Raw genomic sequence first — 25,638 nt, 5'->3', positions numbered from 1 at the left:
TGTAAGCGCTGTAGCGTGAGTTGTGCAATAAAAAAGCCAGCAATCTGGCTGGCTTTGATAAATGCTTTTTGCAATTAAGCTGAATGCGTAATAACTCGGTCTATCGTTTCGTCATTGCGCAGCGTTAAAATCTCAACGCCATTATCTGTGACAAGCAGCGTGTGTTCCCACTGCGCCGAAAGACTACGGTCTTTGGTAACGACAGTCCAATCATCTTTTAGTAGCTTACATTGGCGCTTACCTGCGTTAACCATAGGCTCGATAGTTAAACACATACCGGCTTTAAGTACCTCGCCAGTACCTGGTTTGCCGTAGTGCATTACTTGTGGCTCTTCATGGAATTCTTTACCAATGCCGTGACCACAATATTCACGCACGATAGAGTAGTTAAAGCCTTCTGCATACTTTTGAATTGCAGCGCCAATATCGCCCAAACGCACGCCCGGCTTTACCATTTTTATCGCAAGGTATAGGCTCTCTTGCGTGATTTCGCTTAAGCGCTTACCTTGGATAGTTGGTGTACCGACGTAAAACATTTTTGACGTATCACCATGATAACCATCTTTGATCACAGTGATGTCGATATTGATAATGTCGCCTTCTTTTAGCGGTTTATCGTTTGGGATACCGTGACAGATAACGTGGTTAACAGAGGTACAAATAGACTTCGGAAAGCCGTGATAATTTAGCGGTGCAGGAACAGCACCTTGCTCATCAACAATGTAGTTGTGACAAATGGTGTTTAATTCGTCGGTGGTCACCCCTGGCTTAACATACGGCTCGATCATTTCCAGTACTTCCGCGGCTAAACGCCCGGCAACACGCATTTTTTCGATTTCTTCAGGGGTTTTGATCACAGCACTCATTTAGACTCCAAGTCAATTTAGATGAACATTTATTATGCACAAATTTTACGCATAAGATTGAGTTAATTCTTTATATATGGTATAAAGCGCGCCGTCTTTTTACAAATAATTCTTCCTCACACGATGAGAGTGAATGTTTGTAGTTAAGACAACACACTTATTAATATTAACACACACACATATCGACACATACACTTGGGTGCATGCAGTTATAAAAACTTCGTGTTGGTGCTATGGGATATGTGGAGGCCTAACCCTAACTTTTAGAGGAAAAATACAATGGCAAACGTTTCAATGCGCGATATGCTTCAAGCTGGTGTTCACTTCGGTCACCAAGCACGTTACTGGAACCCTAAGATGAAGCCGTTCATCTTCGGTGCACGTAACCGCGTTCATATCATCAACCTAGAAAAAACTGTTCCTATGTTCAACGATGCACTTAAGTTCTTACAGAACGTAGCATCTAACAAAGGCAAAATCCTTTTCGTAGGTACTAAGCGCGCTGCAAGCGAAGCAGTTAAAGAAGCGGCTATCCAAAGTGAGCAGTTTTACGTAAATCACCGTTGGTTAGGTGGTATGTTGACTAACTGGAAAACAGTTCGTCAATCAATCAAGCGTCTTAAAGAGCTTGAGACTCAAAGCCAAGACGGTACTTTCGAGAAGCTTACTAAGAAAGAAGCGCTAATGCTTACTCGTGAAATGCAAAAGCTTGAAAAAGGCCTTGGCGGTATCAAAGATATGGGCGGTCTTCCAGACGCTATCTTCGTTATCGACGCTGACCACGAGCACATCGCTATCCGTGAAGCTAACAACCTAGGTATCCCAGTAGTATCTGTTGTTGATACTAACTCAAACCCAGATGGTGTTGATTTCATCATCCCAGGTAACGACGACGCTATCCGTGCAATCCAGCTATACACTGGTGCAGTAGCGACGGCTATCACTGAAGGTCGTGAAAGCAACATCGTTGCTCAAGCAGAAAACGACGACTTCGTTGAAGCTGAGTAATTACCTGATTAGGTATTAGCTGTCATCAAGTCTTCATCAAATTATTGGTGAAGACTTGATATTCTTTATAAGCGATTAACTGCTTATCCCGTTGTTTGCCAAGCAGACCTTGAAAGATAACGGATTTTTATCAAATTGAGGCGAGCTGTACTTGATTTGATATTCAGCCAACCTAAGGTTGGTTTTATCAAGAACTGAATTCAGATTTGAGGATATTCTAATGGCTGTAACTGCTGCCCTAGTAAAAGAACTTCGTGAGCGCACTGGCGCTGGCATGATGGATTGTAAAAAAGCACTGACAGAAACTGGCGGTGATATCGATCAAGCAATCGAAAACATGCGTAAAAGTGGTGCTGCTAAAGCTGCTAAAAAAGCAGGCAACATCGCCGCTGAAGGTACAATCATCATCAAGCAAGGCGAAGGTTTTGCTGCACTAGTAGAAGTTAACTGTCAAACTGACTTCGTAGCAAAAGATGCAAGCTTCCTTGCATTTGCTAACGAAATTGCTGACGCAGCTGTAGCTGAGCAACTAACTATCGAAGACTTACAAGCTAAGTTTGAAGAGACTCGTGTTGCACTAGTAGCTAAAATCGGTGAGAACATGAACATCCGTCGTGTTTCTTACATCCAAGGTGACAAGCTAGTTGCTTACCGTCACGGCGAGCGTATCGGTGTTGTTGTAGCTGGTGATGCTGACGAAGAAACACTTAAGCACGTTGCAATGCACGTTGCTGCTTCTAAGCCAGACTACCTAAACCCAGAAGACGTACCTGCTGAAGTAGTTGAAAAAGAAAAAGCGGTTCAAGTTGAAATCGCAATGAACGAAGGTAAGCCAGCTGAAATCGCTGAGAAGATGGTTGTTGGTCGTATGAAGAAGTTCACTGGTGAGATCTCTCTTACTGGTCAAGCTTTCATCATGGAACCTAAGAAATCAGTGGGTGACTACCTTAAAGAGAAGAATGCATCTGTTTCTTCATTCGTTCGCCTAGAAGTAGGTGAAGGTATCGAGAAGAAAGAAGAAGACTTCGCAGCAGAAGTTGCAGCACAAATCGCTGCAGCAAAAGGCCAGTAATCACTTATTGTGATGCCTAATGACGTAAAAGCTGACATTAGCTTTGCGTCATTGCTGAAAATTCTCTAAAATAACCGCGCATTTATGTCTAGCATAAGCGCGGTTATTTTTTACCTCACTTTTAATTGGCCCGGATATTATGACTATCAATAAAAAACCTGTTTTTAGACGCGTTCTTTTAAAGCTTAGTGGTGAAGCTTTAATGGGAGATGAAGGCTTTGGTATCGATCCAAAAGTATTGGATCGTATGGCACAAGAAATCAAAGAGTTAGTAGAGCTCGACGTAGAAGTGGGTTTGGTTATCGGTGGCGGTAACTTCTTACGTGGTGGTTCACTTGCAGAAGCGGGCATGAACCGAGTTGTGGGCGACCACATGGGCATGCTAGCGACCGTCATGAATGGTCTTGCGATGCGTGATGCGCTGCACCGTGCTTTTGTAAACGCACGTTTGATGTCTGCTATCCCGCTAAATGGCGTGTGTGATGCTTACAATTGGGCGGAAGCAATTAGCCTATTAAAATCTGGCCGTGTTGTTATTTTCTCTGCAGGTACGGGCAACCCATTCTTTACCACGGACTCAGCAGCATGTTTGCGCGGTATCGAGATTGAAGCGGATACCGTGATTAAAGCCACTAAGGTTGAAGGGGTATTTAGTGACGATCCGGTGAAAAACCCAGATGCTACGCTATACCGCACGTTGACTTACAACGAAGTTATCGACAAAGAATTGAAAGTGATGGATTTAGCTGCATTTACATTGGCACGTGACCACAATATGCCAATCAGCGTATTCAACATGAATAAACCGGGTGCATTGAAAAATGTCATCATGGGTGAAGAGGAAGGTACCCTTATCTCTTCTCAAGCAGCAGAATAATCTGACGACTATTTCAGCAACTCGTAGTTAAGTAGCGAATCTCTAAATTGCGAGTATAATCTGGCATAACAAGAACAGACTAGGAAAGTATTGTGATCGAAGATATTAAAAAAGACGCTCAAGAGCGCATGAAAAAAAGTGTGGCTGCGCTTGGAAGCCAGCTTTCTAAAATCCGCACAGGTCGTGCACACCCTGCGCTACTAGATGGTATTTCTGTTTCTTACTACGGTGCAGATACACCGCTAAACCAAGTAGCAAACGTAACGACGGAAGACTCTCGTACACTTGCTATCAGCGTATTCGACAAATCGCTTGCACAGGCGGTTGAAAAAGCAATCATGTCTTCTGACTTAGGTTTAAACCCAATGTCTGCAGGTACTGTGATCCGTGTTCCACTTCCTCCACTAACTGAAGAGCGTCGTAAAGATCTCATCAAGATCGTACGTGGTGAAGTTGAAGGTGGTCGTGTTGCAGTACGTAACATTCGCCGTGATGCAAATGGTGATATTAAATCATTGCTAAAAGACAAAGAAATTTCTGAAGACGAAGCGCGTCAAGCTGAAGATGATATCCAAAAATTGACTGACAAGTTCATCAAAGAAATGGATACACAACTAAGTGCGAAAGAAGCAGAGTTGATGGAAATCTAAATGTCTATGTCCTAGCGTTTATGTTTACGCACTGTTTACGTATTGCAGAAAATTCTGCTTTGTTTCTGAGCAGTTAGCGTTTTTTGGGCTGGGTACACTGACAAATTTATTAGGTTTGAAGCGCCGCCTAGGGTATACTAGGCGGCGTTTTTTTTCACTTAAATTGGAATTATGGTTTTAGAAGCAGAGGTTATTTCGCAGCAATCATTGCCAAAACATGTTGCGATAATAATGGATGGCAACGGTCGTTGGGCTCAAGCTCGCAGGCGTCCTCGCGCCTTCGGACACAAGAAGGGCGTCGATTCGGTTCGCAGTGCTGTACAATTCTGTTCCAAGTTAGGTATAGAGTCTCTGACGCTATTTGCCTTTAGTAGTGAAAACTGGCGTAGACCAGAAGATGAAGTCAGCACGTTAATGGAATTATTTATTTATGTGCTGTCTAAAGAAGTTAAAAAATTACATAAGAACAACGTAAAGCTAACCATTATTGGCGATCTTTCTCGTTTTCCTGACAGCCTCCAAAAGCGTGTTCATGAAGCTCAAACATTGACCCAGGACAATACAGGGCTTAACTTAAACATTGCAGCAAATTACGGTGGACGTTGGGATATCACACAGGCAGCACAACACCTCGCAAAACAAGTTGCAGCAGGTGAATTGCAACCAAGTGATATAACCGAAGATGCCTTGACAGAGCAGATGACGATGGCCGATCAAGCGAATCTCGACTTGCTGATCAGAACGGGAGGCGACTTCCGCATCAGTAACTTCTTGCTATGGCAAGCTGCGTATGCCGAACTCTATTTTACCGACACGCTTTGGCCTGATTTTGACGAGCAAGCATTCTCTGAAGCCATTGCTTGTTACGTGTCTAGAGAGCGACGCTTCGGATGCACAGGAGAGCAAATAAAGCAGCTCCTCGCAGAGAAAGACGCAACAAGTTAAGGGTTCAAATTTGTTAAAACAACGTATTCTAACGTCAGCGGTGCTTGCACCTCTGGCTCTACTTTTGGTGTTTTATACACCGCTGGCAATGTTTAGTACGATTGCCGCACTAATCGTTTTGCTTGGTGCATGGGAATGGTCGGCGCTTGCGGGCCTTTGTCAAAAGCGTCAGCGTTTTACTTTCGTTGGCGTTATGGCAGTGTTAATTCTATTGCTTAACACTCATTGGCCAATACAGGATTTATGGCAGCAAGGGCGTTTAGTCGCTGATGCTAATTACGTATTTACGCTCGCTTTTGCGTGGTGGTTGGTTGCTACTTTCTTGGTGATTAAATACCCACGAGCAGCTCGTGCTTGGAATGAAGGGATCATGATGCGCTCCATCGCCGGAGTACTGACGTTAGTCCCGCTGTGGCTTGCGTTAAACGTGATGCGTAGTGCAGGGTACGAAGATGGCGAGCACATAGGCTCAGTCCTTATCATGGTAGTATTGGGTATAGTGTGGAGCGCGGACATTGGCGCTTACTTCGCTGGAAAGAATTTAGGTAAGCATAAGCTTATGCCTAAAGTGAGTCCTAATAAAACGATTGAAGGTCTAGTCGGTGGCGTGATCACCGCGGTTGTTTTTGTGTTAGTGTTTTGTCACTTCGCCGCAATTGATCTCAATATGTGGCCAATTTACGCTGCAATGACCATTATTATCGCGCTATTTTCTGCCGTTGGTGATTTGCTTGAAAGTATGTTTAAGCGCGAAGTAGGTCTTAAAGATTCAGGCCGTTGTTTGCCAGGTCATGGCGGTATCCTAGATCGCATTGATAGCTTAACGGCTGCGGCACCCATTTTTGCTTTTTGCTACGCTTGGACGGTTGTGCTATGAGCGAGCAAAACTTGGTAGTACTGGGAGCGACAGGCTCTATTGGACTATCAACCTTAGACGTCGTTAGCCGCAATAAAGAACAATATCGTGTATTTGCCTTAGTTGCAGGGCAAAACGCGGAAAAGATGGCTGAGCTTTGTTTACGTCATCAGCCTAAATACGCGGTTATGAGCTCTGAGCACGCAGCTCAGCAACTTTCTCAACGTTTGACGGGCACTACCACTGAAGTACTCCATGGCGTTGAAGCAATGGCTGAGATGGCTCGCCATGTGGATGTGGATATCGTGATGTCCGCAATCGTTGGTGCAGCAGGGTTGTTACCGACTTTAGCGGCAGTCGAAGCGGGTAAAAAAGTGTTGCTGGCGAACAAAGAGTCGTTAGTAATGAGTGGCCAGCTGTTTATGGATAAAGTAAAAGCGCATGGTGCGACTTTACTCCCTATCGACAGTGAACATAATGCTATTTATCAGTGCCTACCAGCGACTATTCAAACTGGACAATCTTCAAACCTAAGTCACAGCGGTGTTAGTAAGATTTTATTAACCGGTTCTGGTGGACCTTTCTTGCAGCGTTCATTGGCTACCTTAACTTCAGTAACAGTCGAAGAAGCGGTTGCGCATCCTAATTGGTCCATGGGCAGAAAAATCTCTGTCGATTCTGCAACTATGATGAATAAAGGGCTAGAGTTTATTGAAGCTAAGTGGTTATTTAACTGCTCGGCTGACGATATTGAAGTGGTGATCCACCCACAAAGTATGATCCACTCTATGGTGCAGTATCGCGACGGCTCGGTGTTGGCACAAATGGGGCAGCCAGACATGCGAACGCCGATTGCGTATGGGCTTGCCTACCCAGAAAGAATCGACGCGGGCGTTGAACCATTAGACTTTTCTCAGATTGTCGATTTCACTTTTACCAAACCAGATTTTAACCGTTATCCCAACCTCAAATTAGCGATTGACGCATGTCGTAGTGGTCAGGCTGCAACAACAACAGTGAATGCCGCAAATGAAATCGCTGTTGCGGCATTTTTAGAGGGTAAGATAGGGTTTTGCGATATCTATCGAGTCAATGCCTTAACGCTTGAGCAAAGTGAGCTTGGCGTATTAGAATCCGTTGAGTCTATTATGGAAACAGACCGAGCGGCACGCCACCGAGCGCAGCAAATTATCGCCACATTGAGGTAACCATGTTTGAATTTTTCTGGCACTTAGGCTCATTTATTCTTGCTTTAGGGATTTTAGTTACCGTTCATGAATATGGCCATTTTTGGGTAGCCAGAAAAGCTGGCGTTAAGGTCTTACGTTTTTCTATTGGTTTTGGTAAGCCTTTAGTCAAGTGGTATGACAAGCATCAAACCGAATACGTTATAGCCGCAATTCCACTTGGCGGCTATGTCAAAATGCTCGATGAACGCGTTGACGATGTGCCAGAGCAGGAGCGTCACCTCGCCTTCAATAATAAGCCAGTACTCTCTCGTATTGCTGTGGTAGCTGCTGGCCCCATTGCGAACTTTTTGTTTGCCATTGTCGCGTTAGCGGCAATGTATATGGTAGGGGTTCAGTCAGTAAAACCCGTCGTTGGTGGTGTGACACCAACCAGTATCGCAGCGGATGCTGGATTTCAATCAGGCGACCATATCATTGCACTGAATGATGAGTTAGTGCACTCATGGCAAGACGTCACATTCGAATTGATGGCGCATTTAGGTGAACCATCTCTGGTTGCCAAAGTACAAGATGAAAAAGGTAGTTTGGCGATTCGCACGCTACGTTTGAGCGATTGGAAACTGGAAAAGCAAGATGAAGCGCCACTGACCTCAGTCGGCATTACGCCATATAGGCCGCCGCTGACGCTGCAACTCGGTTATATCGAAGAAGGTGCAGCTGCCGACAAAGGTGGCTTACAAGTAGAAGACACGCTGGTTGCGATAAATGGTGACAAATTGGCATCGTGGCAACAGCTGGTGAGCCGAGTTCAAAAATCTGCAAATCAAGCCATAAGCATTGATATTCTGCGCGATGGTCAGCCACAAACTCTAACGGTAACACCTCAGGCAAAAACTTCACCAGAAGGTGTTGTACAAGGCTACTTGGGCGTTGTGCCTGTGATGGAAAAATGGCCAAATGGTTATATTGAAACTAGACAATACGGCATCCTAGATAGTATGGTGCTTGGCATTCGTAAAACTTACGACTTGATTGCCTTAAGTTTCGACATGATCGGCAACTTAATCACGGGCCAAGTCTCGGTAAAAAACTTAAGCGGGCCTGTGGGGATCGCGGTTAGTGCCGGAAATAGTGTTAGTTACGGATTAGTTGCATTTTTAGGCTTCTTAGCGCTTATCAGCGTGAATTTAGGAGTTTTTAACTTATTACCGCTCCCTGTCCTAGATGGTGGGCATTTAATGTATTACTTAATTGAACTAATTCGCAGAAAACCAGTCTCTGAAAAGACACAAGAGTTTGGGTTTAAGATTGGAGCAGCGCTTCTTCTTGCCTTAACGTTTTTTGCACTATTTAATGATGTTTCTCGGCTTTAAGCCGTGCGGTGCTAAAAAGCGCACATTATATGCAATTTAAATGTTTGCATTTTTGTTCAAGCATACAACGGATAACATAATACAAAAGCTGTAACGTTTGAATGTTGTGATGTAATGGGCCTTAGCGTATCGCGCCAAAATTGTTGTAAAGGATAAAGATAATAAAATGCCTATAAAAAAACACATTGCAGTAACCAGTTTACTGGGCGCTAGTTTTGCTGCCTTAGGGCAAAACTCCTTTATCGTAGAAGATTTAAAAGTAGAAGGGCTGCAGCGCGTTGCACTAGGTGCTGCATTGACACATATTCCGATCAACGTTGGTGACAATGTCGATCAGTTTACTATTTCACGCACCATCAAGGCGTTATATAAGTCTGGCCACTTTGACAACATTGCGGTATTCCGTGATGGTAATCAAATTATTTTTAAGGTTAAAGAACGTCCAACTATCAGCTCAATCGAATTTGATGGCAACAAAGACATCAAAGACGAGCAGCTAAACGAGAGTTTAGAGCAGCAAAATATTCGCCAAGGTGAACCGTTAGACAGAACGGTACTTGATAGTATCGAAAAAGGCTTAACGGAATTCTTCCACAGTATTGGTAAATACAACGCTAAGGTTGAGGTGAGCATTGTTGAATTGCCACGTAACCGTGTGAAGTTGATGCTGAAGTTTGAAGAGGGTGATGCCGCTTCTGTACGTCAAATTAACCTCGTTGGTAATGAGCTGTTTTCGGACGAAGAACTTCTTAACCTAATTGAATCTCAGCAGGACTTGCCTTGGTGGCGCTTCCTCTCTAATGACCGTTATCAAAAACAAACCATTGAAGGCGATTTAGAAAAGATCCGCAGTTTTTACCTAGACCGTGGTTATTTACGTTTTAACATCGATTCAACACAGGTTTCAGTAAGCCCTGAACGTGAATCAGTTTATGTTACGGCAAACATCACCGAAGGTGAAAAATATACCGTTAAAGGGTTTGATTTCATTGGCGACCTATTAGGTCGTGAAGACTTAATTAAAGGTATTGTGCCGCTTCGCGCAGGTGAGCTTTACAACGGCTCAGTTGTAACGGCAACGGAAGATTTCATTAAGAGTTATTTGGCGCGTTTTGGTTACGCCAATGCGGAAGTACGAACTGTTCCAGAAATCGATGATGAAAACAAAGAAGTACAATTAACACTATCTGTTGATCCTGGAAAGCGCGTATATGTACGTCGTATCGTGGTGAACGGTAACCAAAATACAGCAGACGAGGTGTTACGTCGTGAAATGACGCAGCTTGAAGGTGCTTGGTTGTCTAACCAAAACCTAGAGCGTTCAAAGCTTCAAATTCAACGTTTGCCATATATGGAATCAGTAGAGTTTGAAGTCAAGCCAATTCCTGGTGTTGAAGATCAGGTTGATGTTGACTTTAAAGTAAAAGAACAGCCAGCAGGTAGTTTCCAAGCAGGTGTTGCTTATGGTTCTTATGCGGGCCTTCAGTTTAACATCGGTGTCAGTGAGTCAAACTTCCTAGGATCTGGTAACCAAGTTGCTTTCAATATCAACACTTCGCGTGGTTCTGAGCGTTATAGTGTGTCTTATACCGATCCTTACTTTACGCCTGATGGTGTATCGCAAGGCAGCAGTATCTTCTACAGTAAGTTCGATGCGAGTGAATTTGGGATTGTAGATTACAAATCGACGAGCTACGGTATCGGTACCAACTTTGGTTTCCCAATCAATGCGATTAACCGCGTTAACTTTGGTATTCGTTGGATTGAAGAAAGCCTTTCGCAAATCTCGGACTTTGAGCAAACACGAGTACTTCGTGAGAGCTTCTTAAACGAAAGCGATCCAAATGCCGATTATGACTTTACTAAATATGAGTTAAGTGCAGGTTGGTCACGTGTAACGGTTAACCGTGGTATGTTCCCAACAGCAGGTTCTCGTCAAAGCTTGAACTTAAGTATTACTACACCAAACTCAGATCTTAATTTCTTCAAGATCAATTACGATTCACGTTTTTACTGGCCAATCAGTAATGACCATCGTTGGGTATTCTCAGCGAGAGCGGGTTTAGGCTATGGTAATGGTTATGGCGAGACTAATGGCTTTGAGCAAGTGTTGCCATTCCAAGAGTTCTTCCGTATTTCAGAGCAAGAACTACGTGGTTTTGACCGAAACACAATTCTACCTCGAGCGGTACAGCGTGCGCCTAAGTGTATTCCGGGCACACCTAAACCAGATGGTACAACAGGTAGCTGTATTGGCGGCGATCAGCAATTTGATACGCTAAATCTAGGTGGTCGTATCGGTGGTAACGCAAAAGCACTAGCAGGTCTTGAGCTTATCGTGCCAACGCCATTCCTAGACGAAGAAAACACGAGTTCAGTAAGAACGAGCTTCTTCGTCGATGCGGCAAACGTTTGGGATACTGAGTTTGATGTAGACCGTTATAACAACTTGCCAGAAGATCAATACAATCTACTTTCTGATTTCTCTGATCCATCAAGGTTCAGAGTATCAACGGGTTTATCGATTCAGTGGATCTCGCCTATGGGACCTATGCTGATCAGTTTCGCTTACCCACTCAAAAAAGAAGAAGAAGACGATACGAAGACGATCAGCTTCAATATCAGTAATACATTCTAAGGAGTTTTATTGTGAAAAAATTTATTAAATCATCAACACTAGCCATGACAGCAGCACTAATGATGGGTGCTTCAGGTAGCGCATTTGCACACAAAGTAGGCATCGTAGACATGCAGGAAGTGTATAAGCAAATTCCACAAATGGCGAAAATTGAACAGACACTACAAGCTGAGTTCGCAGAGCGTCGTCAAGAACTTGAAAAAATTCAAGGTGACATTCGTTTCGAAGCTGAAAAATTTAAGCGCGAAGCAACGACAATGAGTGAAGAGCAAAAAGAAGCGCTTCGTGAAAAGATCCAAGGCATGCAAAAGACACTTGCTGAAAAAGGTCGTCCACTAGAGCAAGAAATTAAAGTTCGTCAAAACCAAGAGCTTGCTAAAGTACAAAAGCTAATCGTAGATGCGATTGAGTCTGTTGCTAAAAAAGGTAAGTTTGACGAAGTTAAAGTAAAAGATACGACAATTTACTTCAATCCTGATAAAGTAGCCGACCTTTCTGAAGAAGTGGTAAAAGCGGTTAGCAATAAGTAATGACAAAACTTCACACCTTATCTCAACTTGCTGAGTATCTAGGTGCTCAGCTGCAAGGTGATGGCGATAAATCAATTCGAAATATCGCCACTCTCGCACAGGCAAAAGACGACCAAATCGCGTTTTTAGCCAACAGCAAATACCGTGGTCAGCTTGAAAGCACGACTGCGGGGGCCGTGATCTTGAGTGAAAAAGACGCGGATTATTTTGCGGGTAATAAACTCATTATCGCAGATCCTTATGTAGCCTATGCAAAACTTGCACAGAAGCTAGACTCAACACCTAGCGCAGCATCAGGAGTTCATCGTACAGCAGTTATCTCTGATACCGCAACACTTGGTGCAAACGTCAGTGTGGGTGCGAACGCTGTAATTGAAGATGGCGCTGTGATTGGTGATGATGTTGAGATAGGGCCAGGCTGTTTCATTGGAAAACATGCCAAAATAGGCGCAAAGACTAAACTCTGGGCAAACGTAACCGTCTATCATGAAGTACAGATAGGCGAACAGTGTCTATTCCAGTCTGGTGCCGTAATAGGAAGTGATGGTTTTGGCTACGCCAACGAGAAAGGCGAGTGGGTTAAAATCCCTCAAGTTGGCACCGTAATTATTGGCGACCGTGTCGAAGTTGGCGCAAGTACTTCTATTGATAGAGGTGCGCTAGAAGACACCATTATTCATAGCAACGTCATTTTAGATAACCAGATCCAAATTGCCCATAACGTCGAAGTTGGTTACGGTACAGCCATCGCAGGCTGCACGGTACTGGCGGGCAGTGTTAAAATCGGCAAGTACTGCCAAATTGGTGGCATGACAGCAATCAATGGTCACAACGAAATTTGTGATGGGGTTGTCATTACTGGTATGAGCATGGTTACTAAAGGAATTACTGAGCCAGGGATCTATTCTTCTGGTTTACCTCACCAAACGAATAAAGAGTGGCGTAAGTCTATTGCACACTTACGCAATTTATCTGACTTTAAGTCGCGCCTGAAGGCACTTGAGCTGCTGACAGCACAGCTTAAAGATACTGATGTAGAATAAGGAAGCTATTTTGGCTAACGAATTAAACAGCTTTGATATCCAAGAGATTTTAAAACTTCTTCCGCACCGCTACCCAATGTTGCTTGTTGACAAAGTGGTAGATTTTAAGCCTGGCGAATATCTTCACGCGATTAAAAACGTGACGATTAATGAGCCTATTTTCACGGGTCACTTTCCAGAACAACCTATTTTCCCAGGTGTGTTGATCCTAGAAGCAATGGCTCAGGCAACCGGTTTACTTGGTTTTAAAACGGTCGAGAATCGCAGCGAGAATGAACTATACTTATTTGCAGCGATTGATAATGCACGTTTCAAACAACCTGTTTTACCGGGTGACACGATGCATTTGCACGTTAAGTTCGAAAAAGAACGCCGTAACATCTGGAAATTCAGTGCTGAAGCTAAAGTAGAAGGCAAAACTGTGTGTTCAGCTGAAATTATGTGTGCTAGAAGAGAGTTTTAATGGCTATTCATCCTACCGCAATTATCGAATCAGGCGCGCGTTTAGGCGAGAATGTTTCTGTAGGCCCTTATAGTTATATTGGCAATGACGTAGTCATTGGTGATAACTGTAAGATTGAATCACATGTTGTGATCAAAGGCCCATCTGAGATTGGTTCAGGCAATCACATTTTCCAATTCGCGTCAGTAGGGGAAGCCTGCCAAGATAAAAAGTACAAGGATGAACCAACCAAGCTAATTATTGGTGATAACAACGTTATTCGTGAGTGTGCGACTATCCATCGTGGCACAATTCAAGACGAAGGGATCACTCGAATTGGTAGCAACAACCTATTTATGGCTTACACCCATGTGGCACACGACGCAGTCATTGGCAGCAATGTGATTTTCGCTAACAATGCAAGTGTAGCCGGGCATGTACATATTGGTGACTGGGTTATCCTTGCGGGTAATTCTGGTGTACACCAATTTTGTAAAGTGGGTTCACATGCCTTTATTGGTATGTACTCGGGTGTGAACCAAGACGTGCCGCCTTTTGTTACAACGACCGGCACGCCAGCGAGACCCGTTGCAATTAATACTGAAGGTTTAAAGCGTCGCGGCTTTGAGTCTGATGAAATCATGGCAACAAGACGCGCATACAAAACGTTGTTTCGTAAGGGGCTGCGTTTAGAAGATGCGTTAGAAGCGCTAAAAGAAGATGCTTCTGAGTTCGCAGCAGTTCAGCAAATGATTGATTTTATTGCGACTTCTAATCGTGGTTTGATCCGCTAAACTTGAACCGCAATACAGGTTATACTTACGCCATACATTTTGTATGGCGTTTTTTTATACTGAAAAATAACAATGGCTAACGAAAAAAATATCACCATTGGCGTGGTCGCAGGAGAGTTATCGGGCGATATACTCGGTGCAGGCCTCATAAACGCGCTAAAACTTCATTACCCCAATGCCAATTTTGTCGGGATAGGTGGTCCTAAAATGCAACAAGCTGGTTGTAAAAGCCTGTTTGACATGGATGAACTGGCTGTCATGGGATTAGTCGAAGTGCTTGGTCGCTTACCTCGCTTGCTAAAAATTAAAAAGCAGTTGGTGAACTACTTTATTGATAATCCTCCTGATGTATTCATCGGTATCGATGCGCCGGATTTTAATTTGCGTGTTGAAAAACCGTTGAAAGCGGCAGGAATTAAAACCATTCAGTATGTAAGCCCGAGTGTGTGGGCGTGGCGTCAAAAACGCATCCATAAGATTGCTGAAGCGACTAACTTAGTGCTGTCTTTGCTGCCATTCGAAAAAGCCTTTTATGATAAACATGAAGTGCCTTGTACATTTGTGGGTCATACGCTAGCGGATGAAATTCCACTTGAGCCGGACACTGCAGGTGCACGTGCTCTGCTGAACTTAAGTCAAGATGATACGGTTTTAGCACTGCTTCCTGGTAGCCGGGGCTCTGAAGTTGGCTTATTGAGCCGCACTTACCTTGCGACTGCAAAAAAATTAGTCGATAAAATTCCTAACTTAAAAATAGTCGTGCCTTTGGTAAACGAAAAGCGCAGAGCACAGTTTTTGGAAGCCTTGCAAGAAGTCGCGCCGGAATTGAACCCAATTATGCTTGACGGTCAGTCAGCACTGGCAATGCAAGCAGCGGATACCGTTTTACTGGCCTCGGGTACAGCTACACTTGAGGCGATGCTATATAAAAAGCCAATGGTGGTAGGGTATAAGTTAAATCCTAAAAGTTATTGGATTTTTAATACCTTTTTTACCTTTAACATCAAATACTTTGCTTTGCCGAATTTATTAGCTGACGCACCACTTGTGCCTGAGTTTTTACAGGCAGAGTGTAATCCTGACGCACTCGCTGATGCACTTTTCCCGATGTTAAAAGGCAATAATAGCAAGCTTGTTAGAAAGTTTTACGAGATACATGAGAACATTCGCCTAAATGCCAGCAAACAAGCTGCTCAGGCTGTAATGGAGTTAATAGATGCAAATTGAACGTCCTGATGTGCAGTATATTGCAGGCGTTGACGAGGTAGGACGTGGCCCGTTGGTGGGTGACGTTGTGACCGCTGCCGTCATTTTAGATCCAACCAAACCAATAGTAGGGTTAACCGACTCGAAAAAACTGTCAGAGAAAAAGCGCATTGCATTGGCAGAAGAAATAAAAGAAAAGGCATTATGTTACTGCATTGCGAGAGCGTCAGTTACAGAAATTGATGATTTGAATATTCTTCACGCAACAATGTTGGCGATGACACGCGCAGTTGAAGGATTGGAAATTCAACCTGATCATGTATTTGTTGATGGAAATCGTTTACCTAAGCTGAGTGTTTCTGCAACTGCAGTTGTAAAAGGGGATAGCCTAGTTGCCGAGATAAGTGCGGCATCCATATTGGCGAAAGTCACCCGAGACAATGAGATGCTAGCACTCGACGCGGAATATCCTGAGTTTGGTTTTGCAGGCCACAAAGGTTATCCAACCAAAGCCCACTTTGCCGCGCTCGAAGCACATGGTGTTACTCCGCATCATCGTACAAGCTTTAAGCCTGTGCAACGAATTTTGGCCGAGAAGGAGTAAGCATGCCAGCCCCGCAGTTTGTCCATTTGCGTGTACATAGTGACTTCTCAATGGTGGATGGTCTAGCGAAGACCAAACCAATTGTGGCAAGGGCCGAAGAGCTTGCAATGCCTGCGCTTGCCATCACCGATCAAATGAACTTATGTGGTTTGGTGCGTTTTTATGGTGGCGCACACGGGGCAGGGATCAAGCCAATAATTGGTGCGGATTTTTGGCTAAAGTCAGATCAATTTCCTGATGAACCAAGCCGAATTCTCGTTCTCGCTAAGAACAATCAAGGGTATAAAAACCTCACCTTGTTGATCTCCGATGCGTATCTTCGTGGTCATGTATTCCATCGCCCTGTAATTGATAAAGAGTGGCTTGCAAAATACAAAGAAGGGCTGATCCTTATCTCTGGCGCGAAAGATGGCGACTTAGGTAAGGCCATCTTAAAAGGCAATCCTAAGCTAATTGAAGAAACGCTGGCGTTTTACGAGCAACATTTTAGCGACCATTTTTATATTGAGCTGCAACGCACTGCACGTGCACAAGAAGAAGAATATCTCCATGGTGCTGTAGAGGTTGCGGCTGCGCGTAATATACCGGTTGTGGCGACGAATGAAGTGGTGTTTTTACACGAAAAAGACTTTGATGCCCACGAAATTCGCGTTGCTATACACGATGGTTATACATTAGAAGACAAAAATCGACCAAAGCGCTTTTCTAAAGAGCAATATTTAAAGACTTCTGAGCAAATGCAAGCGCTCTTTAGTGACATTCCAGAAGCTTTAGAAAACACCGTAGAAATCGCTAAGCGCTGTAACGTGACGGTACAGCTTGGCACCTACTTCCTACCAGATTATCCAACTGGCGATCTGGCGATTGAAGATTTCTTGGTAAAAGTATCGCGAGATGGTCTAGAAGAACGTTTGCAGTTCTTATTCCCTGATGAAAATGACCGCAAAGAAAAGCGTGGTGAGTATGACGACCGTCTGCAGGTTGAACTCGACGTTATCAACCAAATGGGATTCCCAGGTTATTTCTTAATCGTAATGGAGTTCATTCAGTGGAGTAAGGATAACGGCATCCCTGTAGGTCCTGGTCGTGGTTCCGGTGCCGGCTCTTTGGTGGCATATGCGCTTAAGATCACAGATCTTGACCCACTTGAATTCGATCTCCTATTCGAACGATTCCTTAACCCAGAACGGGTTTCGATGCCAGACTTTGACGTCGACTTCTGTATGGATAGACGAGACGAGGTAATTGACCACGTTGCTAAACTGTACGGTCGAGACGCAGTATCTCAGATCATCACCTTTGGTACGATGGCGGCAAAAGCGGTAATTCGAGACGTTGGTCGTGTGCTTGGTCACCCTTATGGCTTCGTAGATAGGATTTCCAAGCTTGTACCTGGTGACCCTGGTATGACACTTGCCAAAGCGTTTGATGTTGAACCTCGCCTGCCAGAAGCTTACGATAGCGATGAAGAAGTTCGTGAACTGATTGATAAATGTCGCATTCTTGAAGGCTGTACACGTAACGCGGGTAAGCACGCCGGTGGTGTTGTTATCTCGCCTACCACCATTACCGACTTTGCAGCGCTGTATTGCGACGAAGAAGGTAAGTTCCCAGTTACCCAGTTTGATAAGAACGACGTAGAAACCGCAGGTCTGGTTAAGTTTGACTTCCTCGGTCTACGAACGCTAACTATTTTGCAATGGGCGCTCGACATGGCGAACGAACGCCTTGGCAGAGAAAGTCGTGAGCCGATTGATATCGCTGCGATCCCATTGGATGACCCTGCAAGTTTTAAAGTGTTACTAGACGCACAAACCACTGCGGTATTCCAGTTGGAATCTCGTGGTATGAAAGACTTGATCCGTCGCTTGAAGCCAGACTGCTTTGAAGACATGATCGCACTGGTTGCGCTATTCCGTCCGGGTCCTTTGCAATCGGGCATGGTAGATAACTTTATCGACCGTAAGCATGGTCGTGAAGAAGTATCGTATCCAGACGCGCAATACCAGCACGAAAGTCTACAACCTATACTGGAGCCGACCTACGGGATCATCCTTTACCAAGAACAGGTAATGCAGATAGCGCAGGTGCTTGCAGGTTATAGCCTAGGTGGCGCTGACTTGCTTCGTCGTGCGATGGGTAAGAAAAAGCCCGAAGAAATGGCTAAGCAACGTGCAACGTTCGAAGATGGTGCCAAAGATAATGGCGTCGAAGGCGAACTTGCGATGAAAATCTTCGACTTGGTAGAAAAGTTCGCGGGTTACGGCTTTAACAAATCACACTCCGCAGCCTACGCGTTAGTGTCGTACCAAACGCTATGGATGAAGACCCATTTCCCTGCCGAGTTTATGGCGGCGGTAATGTCAGCGGATATGGATAACACCGACAAAATCGTAACCTTGGTAGATGAATGCGAAAACATGAAGTTGACGCTGCTACCACCAGACGTGAATGCCGGTGTTTACAAATTTACTGTAAATCGTCAAGGTGAGATCGTCTATGGTATAGGGGCGATAAAAGGCGTGGGTGAAGGCCCAGTTGAAGCGATCCTTGAAGCGCGAGCCGAAGGGGGAGAATTTAAAGATTTATTCGACTTCTGTGCGCGAGTTGATTTAAAGCGTCTAAATAAACGCGTGATTGAAAAGCTAATATACGCAGGAGCGCTTGATAAGCTTGGTCCTGACAGAGATCAGCCAGGGCGCGCGACTTTACTGGCAAGCTTAAAGGATGCCATGAAGTCGGCAGAGCAGCACCACAAAGCCGAATCACTTGGACAGAGCGACTTATTTGGTTTGCTAGCGGTTGAGCCCGAGGAGGTTGAACAAGCCTTTATCAAAGCCACGCCGCTTAGCGATAACGAATGGTTAAATGGGGAAAAAGAAACCTTAGGTCTTTATCTAACAGGCCACCCAATTAATCAATATCGCAAAGAATTAAAATATTATACCTCTGGCAAGTTAGTTGACTTACAACCCGGTAATCGTGATACGGTAGCAACCGCGGCGGGACTGGTTATCAATGCTCGTACCTTGATAAACAAAAAAGGAGCGCGTTGGGGACTTATCACTTTAGATGACAAAAGTGCCCGAATTGATGTACGCTTATTTCCTGAACAGTTTGAAATGTACCAAGAAATGCTGCAAATTAACCAAATCTTGGTAATATCTGGACAGGTCAGCTTTGATAACTTCTCTGGTGGCATTACAATGACCGCAAGAGAAATCTCTACCATTGCTCAGGCGCGAGAAAAGCGTATTAGTGCAATAAAAATGACGCTAAATATGGCTCAAATTGACGCGAACTTCTTTGATAATTTCAAAAAAGTGCTAGAACCATATAAATTTGGAACGTGTCCGGTAAAAATTAAATATCAGCGTCCTGATGCATTAGCAGAGTTAACATTAGGAACACAATGGTGTGTGACGCCAAGTGATGAGCTTTTAACTCGTTTATCACTGTTGGCGGCGCAGGAATTAGAATTAGAATTTAACTAAACAGGTAGTTTAGAGCATGAGCCTCAATTATCTTGAATTTGAACTTCCAATCGCTGAATTGGAAGCAAAGATCAAAGAATTACAAAACGTTAGCCGCTCTGGCGATTTAGATCTTAGCCTTGAAGAAGAGATCAGCCGCTTAAAAGACAAAAATGTTGAGCAAACAAAGAAAATTTTCGACGGTTTAGGCGCTTGGCAAGTGTCTCAATTAGCACGTCATCCGCTTCGTCCATATACTCGTGACTATATTGAACGCATTTTTACCGAGTTTGACGAGTTCGCAGGCGACCGTACTTTTGCTAACGATCCGGCTATTCTTGGTGGTGTTGCACGTCTTGACGACAAGCCAGTAATGATTATCGGTCAGCAAAAAGGTCGTGACACGGCTGAAAAAATCAAACGTAACTTTGGTATGCCAAAGCCTGAAGGCTACCGTAAAGCATTGCGCTTAATGGAAATGGCTGAACGCTTTAAGATGCCAATCATTACTTTTATCGATACACCGGGAGCCTATCCGGGTGTAGGCGCTGAAGAGCGCGGTCAAAGTGAAGCGATTGCACGTAACCTTAAGGTGATGGCGGCGCTAAAAGTACCAACCATTTGTACCGTAATTGGTGAAGGTGGCTCTGGTGGCGCATTGGCTATCGGGGTTGGTGACAGAGTAAACATGCTGCAATACAGCACGTATTCTGTAATTTCACCTGAAGGTTGTGCTTCTATTCTTTGGAAAAGTGCAGACAAAGCGTCACTTGCCGCTGAAGCTATGGGTGTATCAGCCTCTCGCGTAAAAGAGCTGGATCTTATCAATAACATCATCGAAGAGCCGCTAGGTGGCGCACACCGCAATTACGATGCGATGGCGAAAAACCTGAAAGTGCAGCTTAAACGTGACTTGGCTGATCTTGAAGCACTAAGCACCGAAGAGATGTTAGATCAGCGTTATAAGCGCCTGATGTCATTTGGTTATTGTTAATACGGGTTTCCGCTCGTATTGATATCAATGCTAATTTAAGTTAAAAAGCCGCTATTGAGCGGCTTTTTTTATTGATTGCAGAAAACATGATTAATAGTCGAGTTTACCAACAAGTAGAGTCAAGTTTAAAGGTATTGAGCTCCAGCATTGACGCCAAAGGGTTATGTATTGCCTTATCTGGTGGTATGGATTCGGTTGTGTTGCTCCATCTTTGTCGAGAATATGCAAATAAGCATAACATTAAACTCCAAGCGGTTTATGTTAATCATGGCTTGTCACAGCACGCTACGCAGTGGCAGCAATTCTGCCAATCACTTTGCGAAACACTCAATGTGCCCTTTGTTGCAAAACAGGTTTCGATTACTCGGCAAACCCGTACTAGCCTTGAAGCGCAAGCACGCGAAGCTCGCTATCAAGCTTTAGATGACGCGGCCAAAGCAGGTTTTGCAATCGTACTTGGGCAACATGCCGATGACCAAGTAGAAACTTTCTTACTGAGATTAAAGCGCGGCTCTGGATTACTCGGGCTTGGAGCGATGAGAGCGACAACTCAGCTGGTATCTGGGCGATATTGTATTCGTCCGTTACTTGCCGTTAGTCGCGACGAGATTGAAGCATTTGCACAGCAGTTTGGCCTTGAGCATATTACCGATGAGTCCAACGCCGACGATGCGTTTGACCGTAACTTTTTGCGCAATCAGGTGATCCCGTTACTTAAATCTCGATTCAATGGTTTCGTGGGTAGTACATTGCGTAGCATCGATATTTTACAGCGCCAACAAACCATAATTGATGAGGTGAGTGAAGAAGATTTGCAAAAGTGTCGTTGTCGGATGGCGCTAAACATTACGGCTTTACAACAGCTCTCTTGTGCAAGAAGAGATAATGTCATCAGACTGTGGTTATCAAAGCAGGGCATAGAGATGCCGAGTCAAAAACAGTTGGATGAAATTGTACAACAGGCGTTTTCATCACGCCAAGATAGCCAACTTGAAATACGTTTTAAGCAAGGCGCGGTGAGGCGTTATCGTGATGCACTTTATTGGGTAACGGAAAGTAGCCAAAAGCATGATATTGAGACCGTTAATCTCAACGAGCTCAGCGGGCAAAGTACACCTGTCGCTATGCAAACGGGCAAGGGGCTCCGCAAACCTTTCTCGGACGAAATCGTTAGCATTCGCTACGGCAGACTTAAAGATAAAATCAAACCACAGGGCAAACCTGGCTCTAATACCTTGAAACATTGGCTAAAAGATTTACACATTCCAAGCTGGGAGCGTGATTCTATTGCGGTTGTTTATTACAATGATACACCGGTTGCGGTGAACGGACTGTTTGTGAGTGCCGAGCACGCAGAGGACAATGGCATTATTTGGGTAGTAAAAGATGACTGAAAGTAAAAAGATTGGCCAACAGTTAGCGCAAAAAGCGCCTTATGCGGTGGCGTTCACTGTGGTGGTGTTTATCGTACTCTTTATGTCGAGTGAAGTGGTGTGGCTGAATCAAATATTTGCTTCTGCATCTGGCATTATCAGTATCGTGTTTTTACTATTGTATTGGCATGGTAAGGGCGGAATGTATTTTATTCTTGGCCTACTTGCGCCAATGCTTGCGGTGATGTTTTCAGAGTTACCCGATTTCCTTGCGCTTGCATGGGTAATAAATGGATTTTTCAACGGCTCGGCACTTGCCCTAATGGCGTACCTTTACTTAGGAAAAGGAGCTCAGCGTTAACGCATAACGCCGAGCAAAGGGGAAGTGGTTTTTTATACTGCGCGAGCGCAGTTTCGTCCGGCTGCTTTTGCGCGGTATAAGCCGCTATCCGAACGAGCAAATATATTGTCGGCAGTATCATGGCTCGATGCCAGCGTAAAGCCAATGCTCGTAGTCACCGTATATTTAGCCAACATGCTCGACTTTCTTACGGCTTCCATAATTCTTTCTGCGATCACTTTGTTGGTCGTAAACGCAGGGTCGTCAATTAAAATGGCGAACTCATCACCACCGAACCTAAATACCGAATCAGTTGCGCGTGTTGAGGTTTGTAAAATACGTGAAAACTCAACCAACACTTCATCACCGGCTTTATGACCATGAACATCATTCACTTGCTTAAAGTTGTCTAAATCTAAAAGCATTAGGCTAAAATTACGATGTTGACGACGGCATCGTTCAAGCTTTTCTTCTAAGTTGTCAGCAAACTGACTGCGATTGTAAAGTCCAGTTAGTGAGTCCTTGGTTGCTAGTTGCAACACACGGTTATACATCAAAGCGTTACGCATTGGGTAAATTAAACAGGCGTGTAATTTTGACAATTTTGCCTTGATAGCTTCACTAAATGGAAACTCACTGAAATACACCAGCTGGCCTAAGTGCTCTTTTTCGAGCTCCAGATCAAATGTGCTAGCCGGAAATTGGCTATCGCTGTCCTTCATCTGAAAGACGCCAAGGCTACAGTGGAACTGGAGCCCCGAAATTTTTGAAATTCTTGCCACATGCTCCGCGTAAATAGTCAACAGCTCTTCAATGTTGAGTGTTGTCTGAAGTTTGTCGACTAATCGCGCGTAGTGTTCACCGCCTTGCGTACTATACTGTTCAGAATTGAACGGCAAGTAATCGCCTCTGGTCGGCAATCTCTGTGTCAAAATATGGACATTTTCCATATTTCTTCCCCTTAAATACAACAATACATGATTAATATGCGAACTTTGTGCCAAAAATTTAAACTGGCTTAAAAACAAACGCTTGCTATATTTAAGAGAAAGAAAAAGAAATCCACCTTTATTCCCCGTCAATTTTTTCGCTCAGGAGGCAGATTGCAAAGTATCTTCGCGCAGGTTTTTGCCTTGCTGTTATGTGCAGTGATTTTAGTCTGGTCCTTTAAGCGGATTGGCTTGCCGCCTATTCTGGCTTATTTGCTTACTGGAGTCATTGCGGGCAGTCACGGCATTGGATGGATGAGTGACAGCCAAGAAATTCACTTTATGGCCGAGCTTGGGATTGTGTTCTTACTGTTCAGTTTAGGGCTTGAATTTTCCGTGTCAAAATTAATGGCAATGCGAAACGTAGTATTCGGTTTAGGGAGTTTGCAGGTCATTGTGACCACGATCATCGGTATGTTGGTGTTGCGTTTTATGCAATATGAGTGGGTGGGGGCATTTGTGATTGCGAGCCTCATTGCTCTCTCTTCTACAGCGGTTGTGGTTAAGCTGTTAAAAGAGCTGGGGATGCTCAACACACGCCATGGTCAGCTCGGTATTGGCATGTTGTTATTCCAAGATATTGCCGTTGTGCCACTGCTCATCGCGTTTCCGCTTATTTCCTCTGCGAGTAATTCAGAGCTGGCGTCAGCGCTTCTTTTTGCGTTTGCCAAGGGAGCGGTTGTGTGTCTGGTTTTATGGGCAATAGGTAAGTGGTTACTACCTAGAATATTCAACGAAATCGCATTAGTAAGAACAGATGAGCTCTTTGTTTTATCTACCTTGGTTGTAGCCCTGTGCGCGGGTTCGCTCACTTATGCGTTCGGACTTTCAATGGCGCTCGGCGCATTTTTAGCGGGCATGATGTTAGGGGAAAGCCAATATCGACATCAGCTCGAGGCAGAAATTAGACCATTTCGAGATATTTTAATGGGACTCTTTTTTGTCACAGTGGGTATGCAACTAGATATTCCTTATGTGCTCGACCAGTTTATTTATATTGTTGCAGCACTTGGCGCTGTGCTTGTGATCAAAGTGTTGATCATCATTGGCGTTGCGCAGTTAATGGGAGAGCGTAAAAAAGACGCTTGGGGCGCTGGTATTTTGATCTGGCAAATGGGGGAATTTGGCTTTGTATTGGTTGCTCTTGCCAGTAAACATCAATTATTAGACAAGAATGAAGTGTCCTTCTTGATCACGCTTGGCGTGTTGTCTATGGCGTTAACGCCTTATCTTATTAGTAAAACCGCGCATATTCTCAATATCTTGGGAATAGAAAAAGACTGGCAACCCGAAGCGCCAAGTGGTTATAACGCGGCTGATTTAAAAAATCATGTTGTGATTTTTGGCTACGCGCGTGTTGGTCAAACTATCGCACGATTTTTACGTCCAGAGGCTATTCCATATATTGCGGTAGAGCGCAACCCGCAAATTGTACAAGACGCACAAATTGCGGGTGAGCCCGTGTTATTTGGTCATGCGGCACAAAAAACGCTGTTAAAGTCAGCAAATATTGATAAAGCGCGCTTGGTTATCATTACCTTTGATGACTTTGAACAGACGCAAGTCGTTGTTGACGCCATTCGTCGGCGTACCCACGAAGTGAAGATCTTGGTACGCATGAAAGATGACAGCTATATGGAGCAATTAAAAGCCATGGGCGTCGCAGAAGTTGTGCCAGAAACTTTAGAGGCAAGTTTGATGCTGGTTTCCCATGTGCTGTACATGTCTGGCGTGCCAATGCGCAGGATTTTTCGTCGCGTCAGTAAAGAGCGAGAAAATCGTTATCCGTATTTACATGGTTTTTTTGCTGGAGACAGCAGTGATCTGCATGAAGTCACAGGCGAGCGACTAGAATATTTGCATGCCATTGCTTTGCCTGACCATGCATTTGCCGTTAACAAGTCAATCGCTGAGCTTGAGCTCAAGGTTAAGCGCGTTGATATTACTGCATTAAGACGGGACGGCGAAGAAATTGCTCAACCAGATGAGCAAACCATTTTACGCGTTAATGATGTTTTGCTGTTAAAGGGGAAACCCCGCCGCGTTGAACGTGCGGAGCAGTTTTTACTCGATGGCCTGCCGTAATTAAGTTTCTTAAATTATACTTTTTTAACAGATCGCCGCGTAAAGCGTCTCCTACGACACGGGGTAGGAGCAGGTTCACCCTGCGATCTTGCGTATTGTTTTTTGTTGTCACTGCTCGCCGCGTAAAGCGCCTCCTACAACACGGAGTAGGAGCAGGTTTGCCCTGCGATCTTGCGTGTTGTTTTTGTTGTTACTGCTCGCCGCGTAAAGCGTCTTATATGGACTCCTCCAATTGTACAAGCCACTTTTAGCATTATTAGTGTGATTGCGTGCTTATATCCGGGCTCTTG

Annotated in this window: 22 protein-coding genes; 20 read left to right on the top strand and 2 right to left on the bottom strand. The window is 44.4% G+C overall.

Translation table 11 applies throughout. From position 1 onward, the window contains the following. Positions 1-74: 74 nt before the first annotated feature. A complete protein-coding gene (gene map / locus NO992_RS18880; RefSeq protein WP_045964223.1) occupies positions 75-866 on the bottom strand; it encodes a type I methionyl aminopeptidase in 792 nt (263 codons plus the stop codon). 279 nt (positions 867-1,145) lie between these two features. Between map and rpsB the strand changes: the two genes are divergently transcribed. The 19 genes from rpsB (at position 1,146) to NO992_RS18785 (ending at position 22,295) form a co-directional block, all read left to right on the top strand. Beyond that, complete coding sequence (rpsB, locus tag NO992_RS18875) at positions 1,146-1,874, top strand: 30S ribosomal protein S2 (protein WP_010371318.1); 729 nt, start codon at positions 1,146-1,148, stop codon at positions 1,872-1,874. A gap of 220 nt (positions 1,875-2,094) precedes the next feature. Then, positions 2,095-2,946 (top strand): translation elongation factor Ts, encoded by an 852-nt coding sequence (tsf, locus tag NO992_RS18870; protein WP_010371321.1) that lies wholly within the window; start codon positions 2,095-2,097, stop codon positions 2,944-2,946. Between the two features lie 139 nt (positions 2,947-3,085). Next, the gene (gene pyrH / locus NO992_RS18865) at positions 3,086-3,823 is read left to right on the top strand and encodes a UMP kinase (RefSeq protein ID WP_010371324.1); all 738 of its coding nucleotides are present in this window, start codon (positions 3,086-3,088) and stop codon (positions 3,821-3,823) included. A gap of 92 nt (positions 3,824-3,915) precedes the next feature. Then, positions 3,916-4,473 (top strand): ribosome recycling factor, encoded by a 558-nt coding sequence (gene frr / locus NO992_RS18860; RefSeq protein ID WP_010371327.1) that lies wholly within the window; start codon positions 3,916-3,918, stop codon positions 4,471-4,473. Between the two features lie 171 nt (positions 4,474-4,644). Beyond that, a complete protein-coding gene (locus NO992_RS18855) occupies positions 4,645-5,418 on the top strand; it encodes an isoprenyl transferase (RefSeq protein ID WP_017216092.1) in 774 nt (257 codons plus the stop codon). Between the two features lie 10 nt (positions 5,419-5,428). After that, the gene (locus NO992_RS18850) at positions 5,429-6,295 is read left to right on the top strand and encodes a phosphatidate cytidylyltransferase (RefSeq protein WP_253103296.1); all 867 of its coding nucleotides are present in this window, start codon (positions 5,429-5,431) and stop codon (positions 6,293-6,295) included. Then, positions 6,292-7,482 carry a 1-deoxy-D-xylulose-5-phosphate reductoisomerase gene (gene ispC / locus NO992_RS18845; RefSeq protein WP_371379841.1) on the top strand — a complete coding sequence of 397 codons (1,191 nt, stop codon included), beginning with the start codon at positions 6,292-6,294 and terminating at the stop codon, positions 7,480-7,482. Before NO992_RS18850 ends, ispC begins: the two co-directional genes overlap by 4 nt. 2 nt (positions 7,483-7,484) lie before the next feature. Next, complete coding sequence (gene rseP, locus NO992_RS18840; RefSeq protein ID WP_371379839.1) at positions 7,485-8,837, top strand: sigma E protease regulator RseP; 1,353 nt, start codon at positions 7,485-7,487, stop codon at positions 8,835-8,837. A 166-nt stretch (positions 8,838-9,003) separates the two neighbouring features. Next, positions 9,004-11,475 (top strand): outer membrane protein assembly factor BamA, encoded by a 2,472-nt coding sequence (gene bamA, locus NO992_RS18835; protein WP_253103294.1) that lies wholly within the window; start codon positions 9,004-9,006, stop codon positions 11,473-11,475. An 11-nt stretch (positions 11,476-11,486) separates the two neighbouring features. Then, positions 11,487-12,005, top strand: a complete 519-nt coding sequence (locus NO992_RS18830) for an OmpH family outer membrane protein (protein WP_010371344.1) — start codon at positions 11,487-11,489, stop codon at positions 12,003-12,005. Beyond that, positions 12,005-13,048, top strand: a complete 1,044-nt coding sequence (lpxD, locus tag NO992_RS18825; protein WP_039497143.1) for a UDP-3-O-(3-hydroxymyristoyl)glucosamine N-acyltransferase — start codon at positions 12,005-12,007, stop codon at positions 13,046-13,048. Before NO992_RS18830 ends, lpxD begins: the two co-directional genes overlap by 1 nt. 10 nt (positions 13,049-13,058) lie before the next feature. After that, entirely contained in the window at positions 13,059-13,511 is a 453-nt protein-coding gene (gene fabZ / locus NO992_RS18820; protein WP_010371351.1) for a 3-hydroxyacyl-ACP dehydratase FabZ, read from the top strand. Then, the gene (gene lpxA / locus NO992_RS18815) at positions 13,511-14,284 is read left to right on the top strand and encodes an acyl-ACP--UDP-N-acetylglucosamine O-acyltransferase (RefSeq protein ID WP_017216085.1); all 774 of its coding nucleotides are present in this window, start codon (positions 13,511-13,513) and stop codon (positions 14,282-14,284) included. The genes fabZ and lpxA overlap by 1 nt, the downstream gene beginning before the upstream one ends. Positions 14,285-14,356: 72 nt before the next feature. Then, entirely contained in the window at positions 14,357-15,511 is a 1,155-nt protein-coding gene (lpxB, locus tag NO992_RS18810; RefSeq protein ID WP_305776404.1) for a lipid-A-disaccharide synthase, read from the top strand. Beyond that, positions 15,501-16,094: a ribonuclease HII gene (gene rnhB, locus NO992_RS18805; RefSeq protein ID WP_371379835.1), complete on the top strand. Its 594-nt coding sequence runs from the start codon at positions 15,501-15,503 to the stop codon at positions 16,092-16,094. The genes lpxB and rnhB overlap by 11 nt, the downstream gene beginning before the upstream one ends. Positions 16,095-16,096: 2 nt before the next feature. Then, on the top strand, positions 16,097-19,588 hold the full coding sequence (gene dnaE, locus NO992_RS18800) for a DNA polymerase III subunit alpha (RefSeq protein ID WP_371379833.1): 3,492 nt from the start codon (positions 16,097-16,099) through the stop codon (positions 19,586-19,588). A gap of 16 nt (positions 19,589-19,604) precedes the next feature. After that, on the top strand, positions 19,605-20,561 hold the full coding sequence (gene accA, locus NO992_RS18795) for an acetyl-CoA carboxylase carboxyl transferase subunit alpha (RefSeq protein WP_010371368.1): 957 nt from the start codon (positions 19,605-19,607) through the stop codon (positions 20,559-20,561). A gap of 86 nt (positions 20,562-20,647) precedes the next feature. Next, positions 20,648-21,955 carry a tRNA lysidine(34) synthetase TilS gene (gene tilS / locus NO992_RS18790; RefSeq protein ID WP_371379831.1) on the top strand — a complete coding sequence of 436 codons (1,308 nt, stop codon included), beginning with the start codon at positions 20,648-20,650 and terminating at the stop codon, positions 21,953-21,955. Further along, complete coding sequence (locus NO992_RS18785; protein ID WP_371379829.1) at positions 21,948-22,295, top strand: hypothetical protein; 348 nt, start codon at positions 21,948-21,950, stop codon at positions 22,293-22,295. The genes tilS and NO992_RS18785 overlap by 8 nt, the downstream gene beginning before the upstream one ends. Before the next feature lie 32 nt (positions 22,296-22,327). Here the strand turns inward: NO992_RS18785 and NO992_RS18780 are convergent, their stop codons facing one another. Next, on the bottom strand, positions 22,328-23,224 hold the full coding sequence (locus NO992_RS18780; RefSeq protein WP_010371382.1) for a GGDEF domain-containing protein: 897 nt from the start codon (positions 23,222-23,224) through the stop codon (positions 22,328-22,330). A 153-nt stretch (positions 23,225-23,377) separates the two neighbouring features. On the opposite strand from NO992_RS18780, the gene NO992_RS18775 reads away from it, so the two are divergent. Then, positions 23,378-25,348 (top strand): monovalent cation:proton antiporter-2 (CPA2) family protein, encoded by a 1,971-nt coding sequence (locus NO992_RS18775; protein WP_371379827.1) that lies wholly within the window; start codon positions 23,378-23,380, stop codon positions 25,346-25,348. The last annotated feature ends 290 nt before the right edge of the window (positions 25,349-25,638 follow it).

Source organism: Pseudoalteromonas sp. DY56-GL79, assembly GCF_041414765.1.
Lineage (GTDB): Bacteria > Pseudomonadota > Gammaproteobacteria > Enterobacterales > Alteromonadaceae > Pseudoalteromonas > Pseudoalteromonas piscicida.
Note: the sequence above shows the minus strand (reverse complement) of the source record. Positions and strands in the feature narration are given on the sequence as shown.